The sequence below is a fragment of the Pseudomonas lalkuanensis genome, from assembly GCF_008807375.1.
Classification (GTDB): Bacteria; Pseudomonadota; Gammaproteobacteria; order Pseudomonadales; family Pseudomonadaceae; genus Metapseudomonas; species Metapseudomonas lalkuanensis.
Genome location: NZ_CP043311.1, coordinates 3655765 through 3673302 on the forward strand (window position 1 = coordinate 3655765; position 17538 = coordinate 3673302).

Consider the following 17538-nt stretch of genomic DNA (forward strand, 5'->3'; position numbering starts at 1 on the left):
TGCCACCACCGTCATTCTCATCCTTCCCAACCTGACCCGACTGGTCAGCTGATCGTCACCCATCAACTGGTCGTCCTGTGCTGCGTACCGCCATTGCGGTCAACGCAGCGCGGGTAACCACCATGCCAGCAGCAACGGAATCAGCGCGAAGGACAGCAGCGTCGAGCACATCACCAGGCTCGCCACCGCTTCCGGCGATCGTCCCGCGCGCACGGCGAACAGGTAGTTGAACACCGCCACCGGCATGGACGACTGCATCACCAGTACGCCCTGGGCCAAGGGCGGCAGGCCGAGCGCCCGGCCCACCAGCCAGCCGACGGCAGCACCGCAGAGGATCCGCAGCGCCCCCAGGAGCATGCCGTTGCCCAGGTGATGCACGCGGATGCTGGCCAGGGACACGCCAAGGGTCAGCAGCATCAGCGGAATGGTCATGCCGCCCAGCAGGCTGATGGTGTTGGCCAGCCAGAGCGGCAGGTGGAGGTCCCAGATCACCAGCGGCAATGCCAGCGCCAGGCTGATGATGATGGGGTTGGCCAGGAGCTTCTTTGGCGAACGTTCGGTGCCGGAAAGCAGCAGGCCCAGGCTGAAGTGCCCGACCGACAACACCAGGAAGAACGCCACCGCCAGCGCCAACCCCTTTTCGCCGAAGGCATAAAGGGCAATCGGCAGGCCCATGTTGCCGGAGTTGGGGAACAGGTAGGCCGGCACCAGGACGCGCCAGTCCTGGCGGAATACCCGGCTGAAGAGGATGCCGACCAGCCCCATGGCCAGCATGACCAGCAGGCAGGCAATGGCCAGTTGGCCGAAAGCATGGCGGTCGATCTCGGTCCGGCTCAGGGTAGAGAGCACGAGGCTCGGCGTGCCGATGTTCAGTACCAGGCGCGCGATGAATTCCGTGGGATAGGGCTGCCCCGAACGGGCCCAACCGTAACCCAGGCCGGCGGCGATGAGCACCGGCGCCATGACTGCGAACAACTCGGCCAGCACGGCCACTCCTTAAGAGCTGCAGGTGCCCTGAACGGGCTCCGTAAAAAGCTCTGGTTATGACGGAAAGCCGCGATCCTAACGGCCTGCGCCCCCCTCGGGCAATTGTGATAGCTTGCCCGGACACGCCTTAGAAGGAGCCGCCATCATGCGAAACCTCCTCGCTGTTCTTGCCCTCTCCCTGAGCCTTCCCGCCGCCGCCGGCGACACTGACCAGGCTGCCGCCGTCCAGGCCATGCAGCAGCCCAATGCTGTCCTCATCGACGTACGCACCCCGGAAGAAGTCGCCCAGGGTGCCATCCCCGATGCGCGCAATATCGGCTTTGAAGAAATCGGCCAGCGAATCGCCGAAGTCGCCCCGGACAAGAACATCCCCATAGTCGTCTACTGCCGCAGCGGTCGTCGCTCCAGCATCGCCCAGGACACCTTGCAGGGCCTGGGCTACAGTCGAGTGATCAATGGCGGCGGCTACCTGGACCTGAAAACCGCCCTGCACAAGGACTGATCGATGCGCAATGTGCTGTTCGCACTGCTGTTCTGCCTCCCCCCACTCCACGCCGCCGAGCTGACTCTGGACCTTCCCGGCGGCTCCCGCACATGGGAAACCGGCGCCCTGCTCGCCCATCCCCAGGCCAGGGATTTGACCATCCCGGACGACGTTTCCTACAAGAAGACCATGCGCTATCGCGCCGTTCCGCTCGCCGCGCTGCTGGAGGGCGTGACACCGGAGCAACATCTGCAGGCCGTGGCGCTGGACGGTTTTGCCGCCGAACTCACCGCTGCGCCGCTGCTGGCCAAGCAGGGCTCCCGGGCCTGGCTGGCCATCGAAGACCCGGCCAGCCCCTGGCCGCCACTCGCTGCCGGAAAGCCCGGCGCTGGCCCCTTCTATCTGGTCTGGACCGATCCCGAGGCAGCACGCATCGGCCCGGAACAATGGCCCTTCCAGGTGGCACGCATCCGCTACCTGCCCTCGGTGGCCGAGCGTTTTCCGGCCCTGCTCCCGGCCAAGGACGCCAGTGTCGAGGTCAAGGCGGGCTTCGCCCAATTCCAGAAGAACTGCCTGGCCTGCCACCGACTCAATGGCGCAGGCGACGCCCAGTTCGGGCCGGACCTGAACATCCCCCACAACCCCACCGAATACCTCGCCGGCAACTTCCTCCCCCGCTACATCCGCGACCCGCAAAGCCTGCGCCGCTGGCCCGAGGGCAAGATGCCGGGGTTCTCGAAACAAGCCATCAGCGATGAGGAACTGGGGCAACTGATCGGCTACTTGAAGCACATGGCCGGGAGGAAAGTGGCGCCTTAGCCACCTGGAACTTCAACCTGACGCCAACCCAGTGGGAGCGATTTCAATCGCGAATGAATTCGCTCCCACATCCAACAGGCCGGTTCCCTGAATCGGCCCCGCCCATTACACGTTGTATTCCACCGGTGGCGGCGGCAGTTCGCCGATCAGTTCCTGCAGCCCTTCGGCCCATTGGCGGCGGATGTCGGCGAAGTACTTGTCTTCCTCCGTCACCCGGTAGCCGGCCGGCAGGATCAGGCTGTCGCGGTGATAGACCAGCAAGTCCAGCGGCATGCCCACCGACAGGTTGCTGCGGATGGTCGAATCGAACGACACCAGCGCACAACGCAGGCCCTCTTCCAGGCTGGTGTCGAACTCCAGGTTACGGTCGAGAATCGGTTTGCCGTACTTGCTCTCCCCCAGCTGCAGGAAGGGCGTGTCCTCGGTGGCCTGAATGAAATTGCCCTGGGGGTAGATGCTGTAGAGGTCCGGCGGATTGCCGGCGATCTGCCCGCCCACCAGGAAGGAGCAGGTCAGGTCGGTATTGCCGGCCAGCGGTGCACCATCGCGGGCGATGACCTCACGTATGGTCTCGGCCACCAGGGCGGTAGCGTCGTAGAGGGTCGGCACGTTGTGCAGGTTCGGCGTCGGGCCATCAAGGCGCTGCTTGAGCAGGTTCACCACCGACTGCGAAGTGGCCAGGTTGCCGGCGCTCTGCAGCACGATCAACCGCTCCCCCGTGACGCCGAAAGAATAGAGCTTGCGGAACGTAGCGATGTGGTCGATGCCCGCATTGGTGCGCGAGTCGGATACGAACACCAGGCCGTCGGCCAGGTGCATCGCGACGCAATAGGTCATGCCGGTTCTCCTTGTTGGGGCTCTCGCCGTCGTAAGTCCGGCCACCGGCCCTTGCGGGCTGGCAGTAAGGGGCGACCGGCGCTGGGGAAAGCCTGGAAAGTCGCCTTACTGCGTCTGCACCAGCATCAGCGGCGGCGCATCCACCTTCGCGTGCATCTGCTCGCCACCGCCGCCCCGGCGCATGCCGCGCACCGGACAGGCATCGAGGTAATCCAGCCCCACCGCCAACTTCAGGTGACGCTCGGGACGGGACAGATTGTTGGTCACGTCGAAGCTGTACCAGGCATCGCCCAGCCAGGCCTCGGCCCAGGCATGGCTGGCCAGGTTCTGGTCATTGCCCTGGTAGAGGTAGCCCGATACGAAGCGTGCCGGCACGCCCAGGCTGCGGGCGCAGGCGAGGAAGGCGTGGGTATGGTCCTGGCAGACCCCGGCGCGGCCGGCGAAGGCTTCCGCGGCGGTGCTGTCGAGGCGGGTCACGCCCTTCTTGAAGGGCATCTGCTCATGCAGGGCTTCCATCAGTCCGATCAATCCGCTGCGGTCCCGGCGGCTGCCGCACTGAAGGGCGGCGAACTCACGCAGGGCATCGTCGGCGGTGGTCAGGCGGGTGAAGCGCAGGAACGGCAGGGCCGATTGCTTGTCGTGCTCGGCTTCGCGTCGCTCGTCGATTTCCACCTGGCCACGGGCGCTGATGACGATGGCGTCATGGGGCTCGTCCAGGGTCAGCACATGGAAGATGTTGCCGAAGGGGTCGATCTGCGCGCGCACCGGATGCGGCAGTGTGAGCTGCCAGCTGAGCACGTGCTGACGTTCGCTTTCCTGGGGCGTCAGGCGCAGGTACTGGATGCTGGCGCGGACCTGGTCGTCGTAGCGGTAGGTGGTGTCGTGGCGGATGGACAGTTTCATACAGCCTCCAGATACGAGCTGTGGATGGCACGGGCGAGTTGCCGGACCAACAGGATGAAATCGGTGAGCCAGGTATGCAGGCCTTCGTCGAGGATTTCGTCGATGGCGGTGTAGCGCAGCCGCGCGTCCAGTTCGGCGGCAAGACGCTGGGCCGGGCGGCCGTTATCGCCCGGCAGGTGGGAAAGGATGTGGTTCAACTCCTCCATGCAGGCTCGCAGCGAGCGCGGTACATCGGCGCGCAGCAGCAGGAGTTCGGATATCTGGCGGGCATCGGGGGAGCCCCTGTAGACCTCGGTGTAGGCCTCGAAGGAGGACAGTGCGCGGAGCAAGGCGCTCCACTGGTAGTAACCGCGTGCGGAGAGGTCACTGACCTCCTCCGACTCTTCGCCAAACATCTCGTAGCGCGAGTCCAGCAGGCGCAAGGTGTTGTCCGCCCGCTCGATGAAGGTGCCCAGGCGGATGAAGCTGTAGGCCTCGCCACGCATGATGGTGCCGTAGGTGGCGCCACGGAACAGGTGCGAGCGCTCTTTCACCCATTCGCAGAAGCGGCTGATGCCATAGCGCCCGAGCCCCTCGCTGGAGATGTTCAGCATCTCCAGCCAGGTGGCGTTGATGTTCTCCCAGATATCGGCGGTGATCCGCCCGCGCACGGCATGGGCGTTGATTCGCGCGGCGCGCAGGCAGCTGAAGATGCTCGCCTGGTTGTCGGGGTCGAGCGCGAAGAAGTGCAGCATGCGCGCCGCGTTCAGATCGCCATGACGCTCCTGGTAAAGCTCCAGGGTGCCAGTGCTGAGCAGCGACATGGCCAGTTCGTCCAGGCCATCGCCGCGCCCGTCCTGGGGCATCAGCGACAGCGAGTAGCTGACCTCCAGCATGCGCGCGAGGTTCTCTGCACGCTCGAGGTAGCGCGACATCCAGTAAAGCTCGGAGGCAGTTCTGCTCAGCATGCTCAGTCCTCCACTATCCAGGTGTCCTTGGTGCCGCCGCCCTGGGACGAGTTCACCACCAGGGAGCCTTCTCTTAGCGCCACGCGGGTCAGGCCGCCGGGCACGAGGCGGGTTTCCCGGCCGGATAGCACGAAGGGACGCAGGTCGATGTGACGCGGGGCGATGCCCTTCTCGACGAAGGTCGGGCAGGTGGACAGGCAAAGCGTGGGTTGGGCGATGTAAGCCTCGGGGCGGGCCTTGAGGCGCTCGCGGAAGGTCTCGATCTCCTTGGCGCTGGCCGCCGGCCCCACCAGCATGCCGTAGCCGCCGGAGCCCTGGGTTTCCTTGACCACCAGCTCGGGCAGGTTGGCCAGGACGTGGGACAGCTCCTCGGGCTTGCGGCATTGCCAGGTGGGCACGTTCTTCAGGATGGGTTCCTCGTCCAGGTAGAAGCGGATCATGTCGCCGACGTAGGGGTAGATCGACTTGTCGTCTGCCACGCCGGTACCGATGGCGTTGGCCAGCACCAGGTTGCCGGAGCGGTAGGCGGCCAGCAGGCCGGGCACGCCGAGCATGGATTCCGGGTTGAAGGCCAGCGGATCGAGGAAGGCGTCGTCCAGCCTCCGATAGATCACGTCCACGGGTTGCGGACCGGCGGTGGTACGCATGAACACGCGGTCGTCGCGGACGAACAGGTCGGCCCCTTCCACCAGCTCCACGCCCATCTCGCGAGCGAGGAAGGCGTGTTCGAAATAGGCACTGTTGAAGCGCCCAGGCGTCAGCACCACCACACTGGGGTTGTCCAGCGGGCTGGAGCTTTTCAAGGTGTCCAGCAGCAGGTTCGGATAGTGGTCGATGGGGGCCACACGCTGGGCGGCAAAGAGTTCGGGGAACAGCCGCATCATCATCTTGCGGTCTTCTAGCATGTAGCTGACGCCGCTGGGCGTGCGCAGGTTGTCTTCCAGCACGTAGTAAGTACCATCGCCATCGCGCACCAGGTCCACCCCGGCGATGTGGGCGTAGATATCGCGGTGCAGATCGAGGCCCTGCATGGCGATCTGGTAGCCCTCGTTGGCCAGCACCTGTTCGGCGGGAACGATCCCGGCCTTGATGATCCGCTGGTTGTGATAGAGGTCGGCGAGGAACATGTTCAGCGCCTTGACGCGCTGGATGCAGCCCTTCTCCACCGTCCGCCACTCGCTCATGGGAATGGCGCGGGGAATGGTGTCGAAGGGGATCAGGCGCTCGGTGCCCTGTTCGTCGCCATAGAGGGTGAAGGTGATACCGGCGCGGTGGAACAGCAGGTCGGCCTCGCGACGCCGCTGGGCAAGCAACTCCTGGGGCGTGTCCGCCAGCCAACGTGCGAATTCCCGGTAGTGCGGACGGCATTCGCCACTCGCGTCGTACATCTCGTCATAAAAGGTGCGGGACATGCCTAACTCCTTGTCGCCACGGGCTTCTACGCCATCGCAAGCCCCGTGCCATCGCAACAACCGTATGTATTTCAACAACTTGCAGCACACGCACAGTCATCGCGCCCCAGACTGGTGCAGCCCGCTAAGCGGAACTGACCCGCTCGCCCTATTAGGCGGCGATACCGGGTTTGACGGATTGCGGCGGTGAGGTGTTCAACCTGGTTGCGCCGGGGGCACCAGCTTCCCTGGATGAGACAGTCTAGTCCGGGCACGCAAGGCCCCTAGGGTCCGATTGTTCTATGCATATGTTGCGATTTGGAATTCGACCTATAACCCGCTGACCTATGGTCCTGGAGCCTCCTCTATCGAAGACATGGCCCGGCCGGATTTTCCAAGGTCGCAGGAGCCTTCCATACTTGCCCTATCCCGATGCCTTCCCCTGCCCCGGAGCAACCCTGCCATGCTCACCATTGGAGACAAGCTGCCGGCATTCGACATGCTGGCGGTGGACCACGACTCGGAACACGCCGCCAGCCCCGAGCACGCCTTCAAGCGGGTCAACCAGGACAGTTTTCTCGGCAAGTGGAAGGTGCTGTTCTTCTGGCCCAAGGATTTCACCTTCGTCTGCCCGACCGAGATCAAGGCCTTCGGTGACCTGCTGGAGCAATTCAACGACCGTGACACCCTGCTGATCGGTGCCTCCACCGACAGCGAATTCGTCCACCTCGCCTGGCGCCGCGACCACAAGGACCTGAAGGGGTTGAGCTTTCCCTGGCTGGCAGACATCAAGCACGAACTGGCCGGAGCCCTCGGCATCATCGATCGCCGCGAAGGCGTTGCGCTACGCGCGACCTTCATCATCGACCCGGACAACGTCATCCGGCATGTCTCGGTGAACGACCTGCTGGTGGGCCGCAACCCGCAGGAAACCCTGCGCCTGCTCGATGCCCTGCTGACCGAGGAGTTGTGTCCCTGCAACTGGCACAAGGGGGAAGCCACGCTGCATTACTGAGCGTTACGGGGGCGGTATTTTGCAGAGATCGATTCCCCCGAACACGAAACCGGCCTCTTCAGCGCGGTCTGTACCGCAGGGTGCACTGCGGCCCACCCTAATGGGACTGTGCGACCGGAAGCTCGATACGCACCCGCAATCCCCCCAGCGGGCTTTCCTGAAGACTCAGACGGCCATTCCAGGAATCGACGATATCGCGCACGATGCCGAGCCCCAGACCGTGTCCTGCCACCTGCTCATCCAGCCGGGCACCACGGCCGATGACTTCCTCGCGCTTGTCTTCGGCTATGCCCGGACCATCGTCGTCCACCATCAGGCTGTAGCCGCCCTCGCCGCCGCGAATGGTGAGGTTGACCTGGGTTTCCGCCCACTTGCAGGCGTTGTCCAACAGGTTGCCGAGCAGCTCCAGCAGGTCTTCCCGGTCCCAGGGCAGGCGCAGCCCTTCGGGTGCGTCCCAGTCTAGGTCCAGCCCACGGTCGTGGATCATCGCCAGGGTGTTGAACAGGCCGGGCAGCTCCTCGGCGCAGTCGAAGTGGGCACCTGGCAGCGCTTCGCCAGCCAGGCGCGCACGCCCCAACTCACGCCCCAGGCGCTGCTGGATCTGCTCCAGCTGCTCACGCAGGGTTTCGCGCAGCTCGGGCTGGTCACGCAGTTCTTCACGGTCGGCCAGGCTGACCAGCACCGCGAGGGGCGTTTTCAGCGCATGGCCAAGATTGCCCAGGGCATTGCGGGAGCGCTTGAGGGTGTCCTCGGTGTAGCTGAGCAAGTGGTTGATCTGCGCCACCAGCGGGTCCAGCTCCTCAGGCACCTGGTTATCCAGTTCGCTGCGCTGGCCCTGCTGCAGCTGGGCGATCTGTTGGCGAACGTCCTCCAATGGACGCAATGCCCGGCGCACGGTGATGCGCTGCAGGGCGAGAATCAGCAGCAGCGCCGCCGCACCCAGGGCAAAGCCCGTCCACTGCACGCGACGGAAGCTTTCCAGAATCGGGGTGTAATCCTGCGCAACGACGATGCGCACCTGGCGGCCAAAGCGCTTGTAGTCGCCGCGCCAGGCCAGCAGCTCCTGCCCATCCGGCCCCGGCAACAGGTGCGGGGCTAGCCCCTTCTGCGACGGCATGGGCAGTTCGGCATCCCAGAGGGAACGGGAACGCCAGGGTTCCTCGTCCAGCTCGATGATGAAATAGCGGCCCGAATAGGGCTGTTGATGGGCGGGGTTGAGACGTTTCTCGTCCAGCTGTATGCCGTTGGGGCCACGCACCAGCGCTCCCAGCAGCAACTCGGCTTCGCTGCGCATGCCCTCGGCCAGATAGCGTCGTAAACCGAGATCGAACAGCCAAAGGCTGGTCTGAGCCAGGACGAGCCCCACCAGCAGCAGAACGCCGATCAGCCCCAGGCTGAGCCGGCGCTGGATCGACCTCATCGGCCCTCACCGGTGAAACGGTAGCCCTGCCCTCGTCGCGTCTCGATGACTTCGCGACCGAGCTTGCGGCGCAGATGGTTGACGTGCACCTCGATCACATTGGAATCCCGTTCGGTCTCACCGTCGTAGAGGTGTTCGGCAAGGTGGCTCTTGGACAGGAGCTGGCCGGGATGCAACATGAAGTAGCGCAGCAGGCGGAACTCGGCAGCGGTCAGCTGAACTTCCTCGCCATTGCGGTTGACGCACTGGCGCCCCTCGTCCAGTTGCAGGCCGGCCGCTTCCAGTTGCGGCTGGTTCGCCAGCCCATGGGCACGGCGCAACAGCGCCTGGATGCGCAGGGCCAGTTCTTCGGGATGGAAGGGCTTGGTCAGGTAGTCGTCGGCGCCGGCCTTGAGGCCTTCAATGCGTTCCGCCCAGGAGCCGCGTGCAGTCAGGATCAGCACCGGCGTCGACAGACCACCCGCACGCCACTCCTGCAGCACTTCGAGCCCCGGCTTACCGGGCAGGCCCAGATCCAGGATGATCAGGTCATAAGGTTCGCTGGCCCCCTGGTGCAATGCGTCGCGGCCATCGGCCAGCCAGTCCACGGCATAGCCTTGGCGACCGAGGCTGTTGGTCAGCTCATCGGCCAGGGGTACATGGTCCTCTACCAGCAACAACCGCATCAGTCGTCTTCCTCGTCCTTCAGAATTCGCCCGTCGCGAGCGTCCAGTTCCAGCTCTCGCACTGTGCCATCGGCAGTGACCAGCTCAACCTCGTAAATGTAGACGTCATCTTCCTCTTCCAGCTCGGCCTCCAGCAGACGTGCCCCGGGGTAGAGCCCCAGGGCACTGCGCAAGAGCTGGTCGAGCGGCATGATGACCCCTTCTTCGCGGAGCTTCAGGGCCTCGTCCTGGTCCAGGTCCCTGGCCATCGCTTCGAGCGCGAAAATGGCCAGGACCAGGGCGATGATCCCACTGTAGCGAAGGACCCAGCGCATCAGTCGTCCTGATGATCCTTGAGGATCTGGCCGTTGGTGGCATCGAGCTCCAGATCCCACTGCACGCCCTGGGCATCACGCAGCTCTACCTGGTAGATGTGGCGGCCGTATTCCTCTTCCAGTTCGGTTTCGTTGATGGTGCCGCCAGGGTGCTTGGCCAGCGCCGCGGCGTTGAGTTTCTCGAACGACTGGATGGTCCCGGCATCACGCAGCTTCAGGGCCTCGTCCGGGCCAAGGTCACGGGCCTGGGCAATACCGGCGGTGGTGGCGAGGGCAGTAAAGGCGAACAGGGCAGCCAGTTTCTTCATGGTTCATCTCCTTGGGAGCTCGTCGGCTTTCGATGGGAGCAAGATACCGGGGGCGACTTAATTGAAGCTGAATTCGCCTTAAGACTTGGGAAGGATCATTCATACCCTGAAGAAGCTTGGCCTTGACGGGGTCGCCACTATAATCGCTGCCTCGCCTTCAGGAGCCCCGCATGAGCGCCATCCAGATCAAGTTCCCCGCCCTTACCCTGCGTGCCGGACGCCGAGCCCTCGCCCACATTCGCGGGCAGGGTCTGAAGCCGGCCGACGTCGGCATCCTGCCGGGTGCGGCGGGAGGCCCCAAGGCATTGGGCATCCAGGGACTGGACCTGGCGCTGTTCGGCGACTGGCTCTCACGGGCGCCCCGCGAGCGCGCCTTGATCGGCGCCTCCATCGGCTCCTGGCGCTTCGCCAGCGCCTGCCTGCCGGACGCCGCCGCCGGCATCCGCCGCCTGGGCGAGCTCTATACCAGCCAGCGATTCCCCAAGGGCGTGAGCATGGCGGAAGTCAGCCGGCTGTGCGGCCTCATGCTGGATGACCTGCTCCAGGGCCACGACGCCCATGTGCTGTCCAACCCCAACTATCGCCTCAACGTGGTGGTCGTGAAGAGCCACGGTCTGCTCGCCCACGACCGTCGTGGCGCCCTGGGACTCGGGCTGTCGTCGGTGATCGGCAGCAATCTCCTCGGCCGCCCCCACCTGGCGAAGCATTTCGAGCGTGTAATCCTCCACGATGCCCGCCAGGCGCCGCCACTGGCGCCGCTGTCAGACTTCCCCTCGCGTTACCACACGCTGGATACCGGCAACCTGCGCCACGCCCTGCTGGCCTCGGGCTCGATTCCCATGGTGATGGAAGGTGTGCGTGACATCCCCGGCGCCGGTCCCGGCACCTACCGCGATGGCGGCCTGCTCGACTACCACCTGGACCTGCCCTACAACCCGGGCGGCGTGGTGCTCTATCCGCACTTCACGGACAAGGTGGTTCCCGGCTGGTTCGACAAGGGCCTGCCCTGGCGCAAGGGCGATGCCGAGCGACTGCAGGACGTGCTGCTGATTTCCCCTTCGCGCGAGTATCTCGCCACGCTGCCTCATGGCAAACTGCCAGACCGCAAGGATTTCAAGCGCTATCTCGGCGACGACGCCGGTCGCGAGCGCTATTGGCGCAAGGCCATGGCCGAAAGCCAACGCCTGGGCGATGAATTCCTCGAGCTGGTGGAAAGCGACACGCTGAAAGAGCGCCTGCGAAGCCTCTGATCTGAGACGCATGGAGCGAAGGGAGTACAGGGATGAAGTTGGCAGTTGCCATCATTCATGGCATCGGCAATCAACAGGACGCGAAGGATGCAGAGGGTCAGCACGCCTTCGCCCAAGGGCTGATCCGCGGCCTGCGCAAACGGCTTGATGTGGAAGCGGCCGACATCGTCTTCCAGTCGCTGTACTGGGCCAACGTGCTGGACAAGCGCGAACTGGCCTACCTGGAGAAGCTCGAACAGGAACCCGTGCGCTGGCGCTGGATGCGCCGCATGGTCACCCTCTTCCTCGGTGACGCCAGTGGTTACCGCAAGGTCAGCCAGGCCTACGACACCACCTACGAGCAGGTCCACCAGAGCGTGCGCAATGGCCTCAACGCCCTGCGCGCCAAGGTGGGGCCGAACACCCCGCTGGTGGTGCTGGCCCACTCCCTGGGCGGACATATCATCTCCAACTACATCTGGGACCAGCAGAAGCTCAACACCACACCGAGCTGCCCGAGGGATCCCTTCCTGGCCATGGAAACCCTGGCATGCCTGGTCACCTTCGGCTGCAACATCCCGCTATTCACCTTTGCCTATGACCCGGTGCAACCGATTCGCTTTCCCGGGCATTGCCTCGATGAGCGCCTGGCCCGGTCGGCACGCTGGCTGAACGTCTACGCACCGGCCGACCTGCTGGGCTACCCGCTGCGTCCGGTGCAGGGCTACGCGGGGGTGGTGCATGAAGACCGGCCGATGGCCGTAGGCCCCTGGTTCCGCCGTCACACCCCCCTGAGCCACCTGGAGTACTGGAACGACGCGCGCTTCCAGGATTACCTCGCCCGCCACCTGCGCGAACTGCTACGCGCCTGCACTGGCCCGTCCGCCGAAGCGGAATCGGCTCAACCCGGTCTGCCATCCACCCTCGGGGTGCAGAGCAGCACGGCGTAATGTCGCAGGAACAGCGCAAACGCGGCGGCCCAGCAAATGGCGGCCAGCCAGAGCGCAGTGTTTCCTGCAATCGGTAGTAGCAGCACGCGCGCGGCGGCGCCCAGGTTGATCAGCACGAACGCCCCCCTCATCGCACGGGGCGGTTCCAGCGGACGACCGCTGTGCCCCAGGCTCACGCGGGCGATCATCGCCAGGATCAACCCGCCCATGGCGCCGACGCCCAAGGCGTGCTGGGCCAGACTCGGATTGGCCAGGAAGCCCAGGTGCCAGGCCGCAAGCCCGAGCGGCGCCACAGCCAACCAGGCGAATGCCAGGTGCAGCGGCCAGAGCAGCGTTACCTGCCAGATGCCAGCGTCATACCAGCGCGTCAGGCGCAGCAGATTGCCCAAGCCAAGCAGCAGGCAAAGACCCGCCAGCCAGGATTTGGGCTGCAACCCCAAGCCCGTGGCGAAGCTCGCCGCCAGCAGCACGCCGCCCGCCAGAATGCCCCAGTCCAGCCAGGGCCAGGCCTTCACCTGCTGAGCACGCCCAAGCCCACGCTGGGTGAAGAACGGAATCACCCGCCCCCCAATCAGCCCCATCAGCGCAGCGACCAGCCATAGCGCAGCCAGCACGCCCTGACGCTGCACTGCGTCGCCGCCAACGGCCAGCCCCCAGAGCACCAGGGCATCGGCCGCAGCCAGCAAGCTCAGCACCACCACTACCGGGTAGTTGCCACGCTGGCGCACACGCCAGAGGCTGCGCCCCATCACGAAAGCGACGGCTGGCAGGAAGGCCAGCTCAAGAGGTATGACCATCGCCAGAGGCGCCCCCATCAACCAGGCCACTCGCGCGGTCAGCCAGAACGTCGCCAGCAGCGCCAGGGATCGCCCGCGCAGGCCGGGGTTGCCGGTCCAGTTCTGCACGGCGGTCAGGAGGAAGCCGGCAATGATGGCGCCGCCGAAGCCAAACACCATTTCGTGACGATGCCAGGCCAGCCAGCCGCCGGCCGGTTGCCAGGCGGCATGACCATCAAGGGCAGCCAGCCAGATCAGCACCGCCACCAGAGCGAAGGCCGTACCGAAGAGAAAGAAGGGCCTGAAGCCCAGGCGCCAGATCGGCCGGATGGCCAGGTCGCGAGAAGCATCAAGCAATTGCACAGGCCAGCTCCCTTTCTTCCTTGCGTATCTGGCACAGGGCGGTCAGGCGCATCACATAGCCCAGCTTGATCAGGGTCGGACCCAGGATGACCAGGCCGTGGGCACCAATCAGTGAGAGCAGTCCCAGGTGGGCATCGAGGTAGTAGCCGCCGGCAATTCCCAGCAGGAGCTGGAACAGACCGGTCCAGAGGAACAGGTGAGACAGTTGCAGCAAACGCTGGGGGCATCCGAACAGACTGGTCATGATCTTGCACTCCTCGCGTGAAGACCCGGCGCCACCTTGGCGCCGGGTGGCTGTGGTCAGGCCTCCAGGGCGCCGGCCGGTCCAAAGAACTCGTAGTGGCACTGGCGCTCGGGCACGCCCAACTCTCGCAGGTGTTTCTTCACCTGGGACATGAAGCCTTTCGGCCCGAGGAAGTAGGCATCCAGGTCGCGCTCGGTGGGCAGCCACTGGGCCAGCTGCTCGCGACTCAGCAGACCTTCGGCGTCGGGCTGGTCGCCCGCATGCGGTTCGCTGTAGCAGAAGAAGCGGCTCAGGTGCGGAATGGCGGCAACTTTCTCGTCGATCCAGTCGCGGAAGGCGTGGACCGCACCATTGCGCGCGCAATGGATAAAGTGGATCGGCCGGCCGCTGTCCTGAGCAGCTTCCAGCATGGCCAGCGCCGGAGTGATGCCGACGCCGGCAGTAATCAGCACCAGGGGCTTGCTGCCAGGGCGCAGGACGAAGTCACCGGCCGGAGCGAAGAGTTCGATGCGATCGCCTACGTGGAACTCGTCGTGCAGGTAGTTGGATACGCGACCGCCCTGCTCACGCTTGACGCTGATGCGGTACTCGCGGCCATTGCCGAGTGCCGACAGGGAGTAGTTGCGACGCACTTCCTCGCCGTCGAGGTTGAGGCGCAGGCCGATGTACTGTCCCGGCGTGAAGTCCATGAGCTCGCCGCCATCTTCCGGAGCGAAGTAGAAGGAGGTGATTTCCGCGCTTTCCACGTCCTTGCGCACCAGACGGAACCAGCGGGCACCACGCCAGCCCCCCTTGGCAGACGCGCTGGCGGCGTAGATTTCCTCTTCAGCGCCAATCAACAGGTCGGCCAGTTGCTGGTAGGCGGCGGCCCAGGCTTCGATGACTTCATCGGTGGCGACTTCGGCGCCCAGCACTTCGCGGATGGCCCGCAGCAGGCAGGCACCGACGATCGGGTAATGCTCCGGCAGCACCTGCAGCGCAACGTGCTTGTTGATGATCTTGCCAACCAGCGGGCCGAGAGCCTCGAGCTGATCGATGTGGCGGGCATACATGAGTACACCGTTTGCCAAGGCTCGCGGTTGATCGCCGCTGGCCTGGTGAGCCTGGTTGAACAGCGGGCGGACTTCGGAGTATTCACCCAGCATGATCTTGTAGAAGTGACGGGTCAGTGCTTCGCCCCCGGTCTCCAGCAGGGGGACGGTGGATTTGACGATGGCACGTTGTTGGCTAGTGAGCATAAGGACTCCAATTTCTGGGTTGGTCTTTCTGCCAGTTCCATTCCAGCTTTCATGCCAACTTTTTAATCCTTTTAAATCAACATCTTATATTTTTATGTGTTGTTTTGACTACACTAGCGATCGAGTCATATCGACATGCCGGAGTCATAATGACAACTCAGCCCTTCCTGCAGACACTGATTCCCCTGGTCAGCGATCTGTCCCGCGAGCTCCCTGAACGCGAACGCTACCGCCGGCTGCTGGAGGCCCTGCGTGGACTGCTGCCATGCGACGCGACCGCCCTGCTCCGACTGGATGGCGACCAGTTGGTGCCCATGGCGGTGGATGGCCTCAGCCAGGACACGCTCGGGCGGCGCTTCAAGGTTTCTGACCATCCACGGCTGAAGGCCCTGATGGAGAAACGCGGCGTCACCCGCTTCGCTGCTGACTGTGGTCTGCCAGACCCCTATGACGGACTGGTCGAAGGGCATCAGGAGCAGCTGGAAGTGCACGATTGCATGGGCTGCCCCCTCTATCTGGATGACCGCCCCTGGGGTGTGTTGACGCTGGACGCCATGGACCCAGCGCGGTTCGATGGACAGGACCTGGACGTACTCGAAGGTTTCGCCAGCCTCGCTGCCGCAACGGTGAAAGCTGCCGAGCGCATGGAAACCCTTACCCGTCGCGCCCAGGACGAACAGCAGTTGGCAGAGGTCTATCGCCAGGCCGCCGGGCAGGTACGTCCACAGGAGATGATCGGACAAAGCGCCACACACAAGGCACTGGTGGAAGAGATCAACTTGGTAGGCGGAAGTGACCTCACGGTGCTGATCAGTGGCGAAACCGGCGTCGGCAAGGAGCTGGTTGCCCAGTCCATCCATGCCCGGTCGCTGCGCTCCCGGCACCCACTGATCAGCCTCAACTGCGCCGCCCTTCCCGATACCCTGGTGGAAAGCGAGCTGTTTGGTCATGTGCGTGGTGCCTTCTCCGGCGCGATGAACGATCGCAAGGGCAAGTTCGAGCTGGCCGATGAAGGCACGTTGTTCCTCGATGAAGTGGGCGAGCTGCCACTGGCGATCCAGGCCAAGCTGCTGCGGGTGCTGCAGAGCGGGCAACTGCAGCGGGTGGGTTCGGACCGGGAGCATCGAGTGAACGTACGCGTAATCGCCGCCACCAACCGGGACCTGGCGGAGGAAGTGCGTGCCGGCCGCTTCCGCGCCGATCTCTATCACCGGCTCAGCGTCTATCCCCTGCGCGTCCCGCCCCTCCGGGAACGAGGCCGCGATGTGCTGCTGCTGACAGGCTTCTTCCTCGAAGAGAATCGCGCCAGGCTCGGCCTACGCAGCCTGCGCCTCAGTCAGGACGCCCAGGCAGCCCTGCTCGGTTACGATTGGCCTGGCAACGTACGGGAGCTGGAACACCTGATCGGCCGCGCCGCGCTGAAGGCCCTGGCAGCCAGCCCTGAGCGCCCACGCATCCTAACCCTGACCGCCCATGATCTGGCCCTGCCCAGCAGCCGACCGAATCCTGCCGCCGAGTTGGTCGATGTGCCAACCATTGATGCGGTTGGCGACCTGCGCGAAGCCGTGGATCGCTATCAGCGCCAACTCATTACCGTGAGCCTGGAGCGCCAACAACAGAACTGGGCGGCAGCAGCCCGTGAACTGGGCCTGGACCGCGCCAACCTGCTGCGCCTGGCCAAACGACTGGGAATCAAGTGAGGCGTTAGCTCGTCCGGCAGTACCTGTCTTTTCGGTCAGGCTGCCGGAGAGCTGGTAGAATTGGGGTTTTCCTGCTTTGGCCAGTCACCTGGCCGTCACTTCAAGAGCGTTGTTCAGTGGAAATCTTCAAAGAATTCATCTTCGAAGCCGCGCACCGGCTCCCTCACGTGCCTGCCGGCCACAAGTGCGGCCGCCTGCACGGCCACTCCTTCCGCGTGGCCATCTATATCGAGGGCGAGCCAGATCCCTACACTGGTTGGATCCGCGACTTCTCCGAGCTCAAGGCCATCTTCAAGCCGCTCTACGAGCAGCTCGACCACAACTACCTCAATGAGATCCCCGGTCTGGAGAACCCCACCAGCGAAGTCCTCGCCAAATGGATCTGGCAGCAGCTCAAGCCCCTGCTCCCGGAGCTCTCCCGCATCCGCATCCACGAGACCTGCACCAGTGGCTGCGAATACCGCGGCGACTGACAGCTCCAGAATGTAAAAAGGCCACCCCTCGGGTGGCCTTTTTTATGCCGGCGCGCTGACCTGAATTTTCTCGTGCGAAAAGACAAACCCCCGACACGCCTGGGCGTATCGGGGGTTTGGGATAGAAGCTTGACGATGACCTACTCTCACATGGAGAAGCTCCACACTACCATCGGCGATGCATCGTTTCACTGCTGAGTTCGGGATGGGATCAGGTGGTTCCAACGCTCTATGGTCGTCAAGCAATTCGGTTGGGATCTCGTCCTCAGACGCAACCCCGAAATCTATGGCTTTCACTAATAGACAAACCCCCGACACGCCTAGGCGTATCGGGGGTTTGGGATAGAAGCTTGACGATGACCTACTCTCACATGGAGAAGCTCCACACTACCATCGGCGATGCGTCGTTTCACTGCTGAGTTCGGGATGGGATCAGGTGGTTCCAACGCTCTATGGTCGTCAAGCAATTCGGTTG

Annotated in this window: 19 protein-coding genes and 2 rRNA genes; 7 read left to right on the plus strand and 14 right to left on the minus strand. The window is 64.2% G+C overall.

What is annotated here, in order from left to right; translation table 11 throughout:
- Positions 1-99: 99 nt before the first annotated feature.
- The gene (locus FXN65_RS17090) at positions 100-987 is read right to left on the minus strand and encodes an AEC family transporter (RefSeq protein ID WP_151134615.1); all 888 of its coding nucleotides are present in this window, start codon (positions 985-987) and stop codon (positions 100-102) included.
- A 145-nt stretch (positions 988-1132) separates the two neighbouring features.
- On the opposite strand from FXN65_RS17090, the gene FXN65_RS17095 reads away from it, so the two are divergent.
- Together FXN65_RS17095 and FXN65_RS17100 are read left to right on the plus strand one after the other, a co-directional pair.
- Positions 1133-1489: a rhodanese-like domain-containing protein gene (locus FXN65_RS17095; protein ID WP_151134617.1), complete on the plus strand. Its 357-nt coding sequence runs from the start codon at positions 1133-1135 to the stop codon at positions 1487-1489.
- Positions 1490-1492: 3 nt separating this feature from the next.
- Complete coding sequence (locus FXN65_RS17100; RefSeq protein WP_151134619.1) at positions 1493-2290, plus strand: cytochrome c; 798 nt, start codon at positions 1493-1495, stop codon at positions 2288-2290.
- A gap of 105 nt (positions 2291-2395) precedes the next feature.
- Here the strand turns inward: FXN65_RS17100 and FXN65_RS17105 are convergent, their stop codons facing one another.
- From FXN65_RS17105 to FXN65_RS17120, 4 genes are all read right to left on the minus strand, one after another.
- Positions 2396-3127: a proteasome-type protease gene (locus FXN65_RS17105; RefSeq protein WP_151134621.1), complete on the minus strand. Its 732-nt coding sequence runs from the start codon at positions 3125-3127 to the stop codon at positions 2396-2398.
- A 105-nt stretch (positions 3128-3232) separates the two neighbouring features.
- A complete protein-coding gene (locus FXN65_RS17110; RefSeq protein ID WP_151134623.1) occupies positions 3233-4030 on the minus strand; it encodes a transglutaminase family protein in 798 nt (265 codons plus the stop codon).
- Entirely contained in the window at positions 4027-4977 is a 951-nt protein-coding gene (locus FXN65_RS17115; RefSeq protein WP_151134625.1) for an alpha-E domain-containing protein, read from the minus strand. The genes FXN65_RS17110 and FXN65_RS17115 overlap by 4 nt, the downstream gene beginning before the upstream one ends.
- Positions 4978-4979: 2 nt before the next feature.
- Positions 4980-6389 (minus strand): circularly permuted type 2 ATP-grasp protein, encoded by a 1410-nt coding sequence (locus FXN65_RS17120; protein ID WP_151134627.1) that lies wholly within the window; start codon positions 6387-6389, stop codon positions 4980-4982.
- 442 nt (positions 6390-6831) lie between these two features.
- Between FXN65_RS17120 and FXN65_RS17125 the strand changes: the two genes are divergently transcribed.
- Positions 6832-7383 carry a peroxiredoxin gene (locus FXN65_RS17125; RefSeq protein WP_151134629.1) on the plus strand — a complete coding sequence of 184 codons (552 nt, stop codon included), beginning with the start codon at positions 6832-6834 and terminating at the stop codon, positions 7381-7383.
- 97 nt (positions 7384-7480) lie between these two features.
- Here the strand turns inward: FXN65_RS17125 and FXN65_RS17130 are convergent, their stop codons facing one another.
- The 4 genes from FXN65_RS17130 to FXN65_RS17145 are packed head-to-tail and all read right to left on the minus strand — an operon-like array spanning position 7481 to position 10090.
- Positions 7481-8803 carry a sensor histidine kinase gene (locus FXN65_RS17130; protein ID WP_151134631.1) on the minus strand — a complete coding sequence of 441 codons (1323 nt, stop codon included), beginning with the start codon at positions 8801-8803 and terminating at the stop codon, positions 7481-7483.
- Positions 8800-9468 carry a response regulator transcription factor gene (locus FXN65_RS17135; RefSeq protein WP_151134633.1) on the minus strand — a complete coding sequence of 223 codons (669 nt, stop codon included), beginning with the start codon at positions 9466-9468 and terminating at the stop codon, positions 8800-8802. The genes FXN65_RS17130 and FXN65_RS17135 overlap by 4 nt, the downstream gene beginning before the upstream one ends.
- Entirely contained in the window at positions 9468-9782 is a 315-nt protein-coding gene (locus FXN65_RS17140) for a PepSY domain-containing protein (RefSeq protein WP_151134635.1), read from the minus strand. The genes FXN65_RS17135 and FXN65_RS17140 overlap by 1 nt, the downstream gene beginning before the upstream one ends.
- A complete protein-coding gene (locus FXN65_RS17145) occupies positions 9782-10090 on the minus strand; it encodes a PepSY domain-containing protein (RefSeq protein ID WP_151134637.1) in 309 nt (102 codons plus the stop codon). Before FXN65_RS17145 ends, FXN65_RS17140 begins: the two co-directional genes overlap by 1 nt.
- Positions 10091-10260: 170 nt before the next feature.
- On the opposite strand from FXN65_RS17145, the gene FXN65_RS17150 reads away from it, so the two are divergent.
- Complete coding sequence (locus FXN65_RS17150; RefSeq protein ID WP_151134639.1) at positions 10261-11340, plus strand: patatin-like phospholipase domain-containing protein; 1080 nt, start codon at positions 10261-10263, stop codon at positions 11338-11340.
- A gap of 32 nt (positions 11341-11372) precedes the next feature.
- Positions 11373-12269: a hypothetical protein gene (locus FXN65_RS17155; protein ID WP_151134641.1), complete on the plus strand. Its 897-nt coding sequence runs from the start codon at positions 11373-11375 to the stop codon at positions 12267-12269.
- Here the strand turns inward: FXN65_RS17155 and FXN65_RS17160 are convergent.
- The 3 genes from FXN65_RS17160 to hmpA are packed head-to-tail and all read right to left on the minus strand — an operon-like array spanning position 12221 to position 14890.
- Positions 12221-13408 carry an NnrS family protein gene (locus FXN65_RS17160; RefSeq protein ID WP_151134643.1) on the minus strand — a complete coding sequence of 396 codons (1188 nt, stop codon included), beginning with the start codon at positions 13406-13408 and terminating at the stop codon, positions 12221-12223. The genes FXN65_RS17155 and FXN65_RS17160 overlap by 49 nt on opposite strands.
- Complete coding sequence (locus FXN65_RS17165) at positions 13395-13652, minus strand: transmembrane sensor/regulator PpyR (protein WP_151134645.1); 258 nt, start codon at positions 13650-13652, stop codon at positions 13395-13397. The genes FXN65_RS17160 and FXN65_RS17165 overlap by 14 nt, the downstream gene beginning before the upstream one ends.
- Before the next feature lie 56 nt (positions 13653-13708).
- Positions 13709-14890, minus strand: coding sequence for an NO-inducible flavohemoprotein (hmpA, locus tag FXN65_RS17170; RefSeq protein ID WP_151134647.1), 1182 nt, complete (start codon positions 14888-14890; stop codon positions 13709-13711).
- Between the two features lie 149 nt (positions 14891-15039).
- Between hmpA and norR the strand changes: the two genes are divergently transcribed.
- Both norR and queD read left to right on the plus strand, forming a co-directional pair.
- Positions 15040-16590: a nitric oxide reductase transcriptional regulator NorR gene (gene norR, locus FXN65_RS17175; protein ID WP_151134649.1), complete on the plus strand. Its 1551-nt coding sequence runs from the start codon at positions 15040-15042 to the stop codon at positions 16588-16590.
- A gap of 116 nt (positions 16591-16706) precedes the next feature.
- Positions 16707-17063 carry a 6-carboxytetrahydropterin synthase QueD gene (gene queD, locus FXN65_RS17180; protein WP_069084299.1) on the plus strand — a complete coding sequence of 119 codons (357 nt, stop codon included), beginning with the start codon at positions 16707-16709 and terminating at the stop codon, positions 17061-17063.
- A 127-nt stretch (positions 17064-17190) separates the two neighbouring features.
- On the opposite strand, the gene rrf (FXN65_RS17185) is transcribed toward queD, so the two are convergent.
- Together rrf (FXN65_RS17185) and rrf (FXN65_RS17190) are read right to left on the minus strand one after the other, a co-directional pair.
- A 5S ribosomal RNA gene (gene rrf / locus FXN65_RS17185) occupies positions 17191-17306 on the minus strand.
- Between the two features lie 105 nt (positions 17307-17411).
- Positions 17412-17527, minus strand: a 5S ribosomal RNA gene (gene rrf, locus FXN65_RS17190).
- Positions 17528-17538: the final 11 nt, after the last annotated feature.

Excerpts from the sequence above, each read along its gene's own strand:
- FXN65_RS17095 (WP_151134617.1), top strand. The coding sequence starts at position 1,133 with ATGCGAAACCTCCTCGCTGTTCTTGCCCTCTCCCTGAGCCTTCCCGCC.
- FXN65_RS17100 (WP_151134619.1), top strand. The coding sequence starts at position 1,493 with ATGCGCAATGTGCTGTTCGCACTGCTGTTCTGCCTCCCCCCACTCCAC.
- FXN65_RS17105 (WP_151134621.1), bottom strand. The coding sequence starts at position 3,127 with ATGACCTATTGCGTCGCGATGCACCTGGCCGACGGCCTGGTGTTCGTA.
- FXN65_RS17110 (WP_151134623.1), bottom strand. The coding sequence starts at position 4,030 with ATGAAACTGTCCATCCGCCACGACACCACCTACCGCTACGACGACCAG.
- FXN65_RS17115 (WP_151134625.1), bottom strand. The coding sequence starts at position 4,977 with ATGCTGAGCAGAACTGCCTCCGAGCTTTACTGGATGTCGCGCTACCTC.
- FXN65_RS17120 (WP_151134627.1), bottom strand. The coding sequence starts at position 6,389 with ATGTCCCGCACCTTTTATGACGAGATGTACGACGCGAGTGGCGAATGC.
- FXN65_RS17125 (WP_151134629.1), top strand. The coding sequence starts at position 6,832 with ATGCTCACCATTGGAGACAAGCTGCCGGCATTCGACATGCTGGCGGTG.
- FXN65_RS17130 (WP_151134631.1), bottom strand. The coding sequence starts at position 8,803 with ATGAGGTCGATCCAGCGCCGGCTCAGCCTGGGGCTGATCGGCGTTCTG.
- FXN65_RS17135 (WP_151134633.1), bottom strand. The coding sequence starts at position 9,468 with ATGCGGTTGTTGCTGGTAGAGGACCATGTACCCCTGGCCGATGAGCTG.
- FXN65_RS17140 (WP_151134635.1), bottom strand. The coding sequence starts at position 9,782 with ATGCGCTGGGTCCTTCGCTACAGTGGGATCATCGCCCTGGTCCTGGCC.
- FXN65_RS17145 (WP_151134637.1), bottom strand. The coding sequence starts at position 10,090 with ATGAAGAAACTGGCTGCCCTGTTCGCCTTTACTGCCCTCGCCACCACC.
- FXN65_RS17150 (WP_151134639.1), top strand. The coding sequence starts at position 10,261 with ATGAGCGCCATCCAGATCAAGTTCCCCGCCCTTACCCTGCGTGCCGGA.
- FXN65_RS17155 (WP_151134641.1), top strand. The coding sequence starts at position 11,373 with ATGAAGTTGGCAGTTGCCATCATTCATGGCATCGGCAATCAACAGGAC.
- FXN65_RS17165 (WP_151134645.1), bottom strand. The coding sequence starts at position 13,652 with ATGACCAGTCTGTTCGGATGCCCCCAGCGTTTGCTGCAACTGTCTCAC.
- hmpA (WP_151134647.1), bottom strand. The coding sequence starts at position 14,890 with ATGCTCACTAGCCAACAACGTGCCATCGTCAAATCCACCGTCCCCCTG.
- norR (WP_151134649.1), top strand. The coding sequence starts at position 15,040 with ATGACAACTCAGCCCTTCCTGCAGACACTGATTCCCCTGGTCAGCGAT.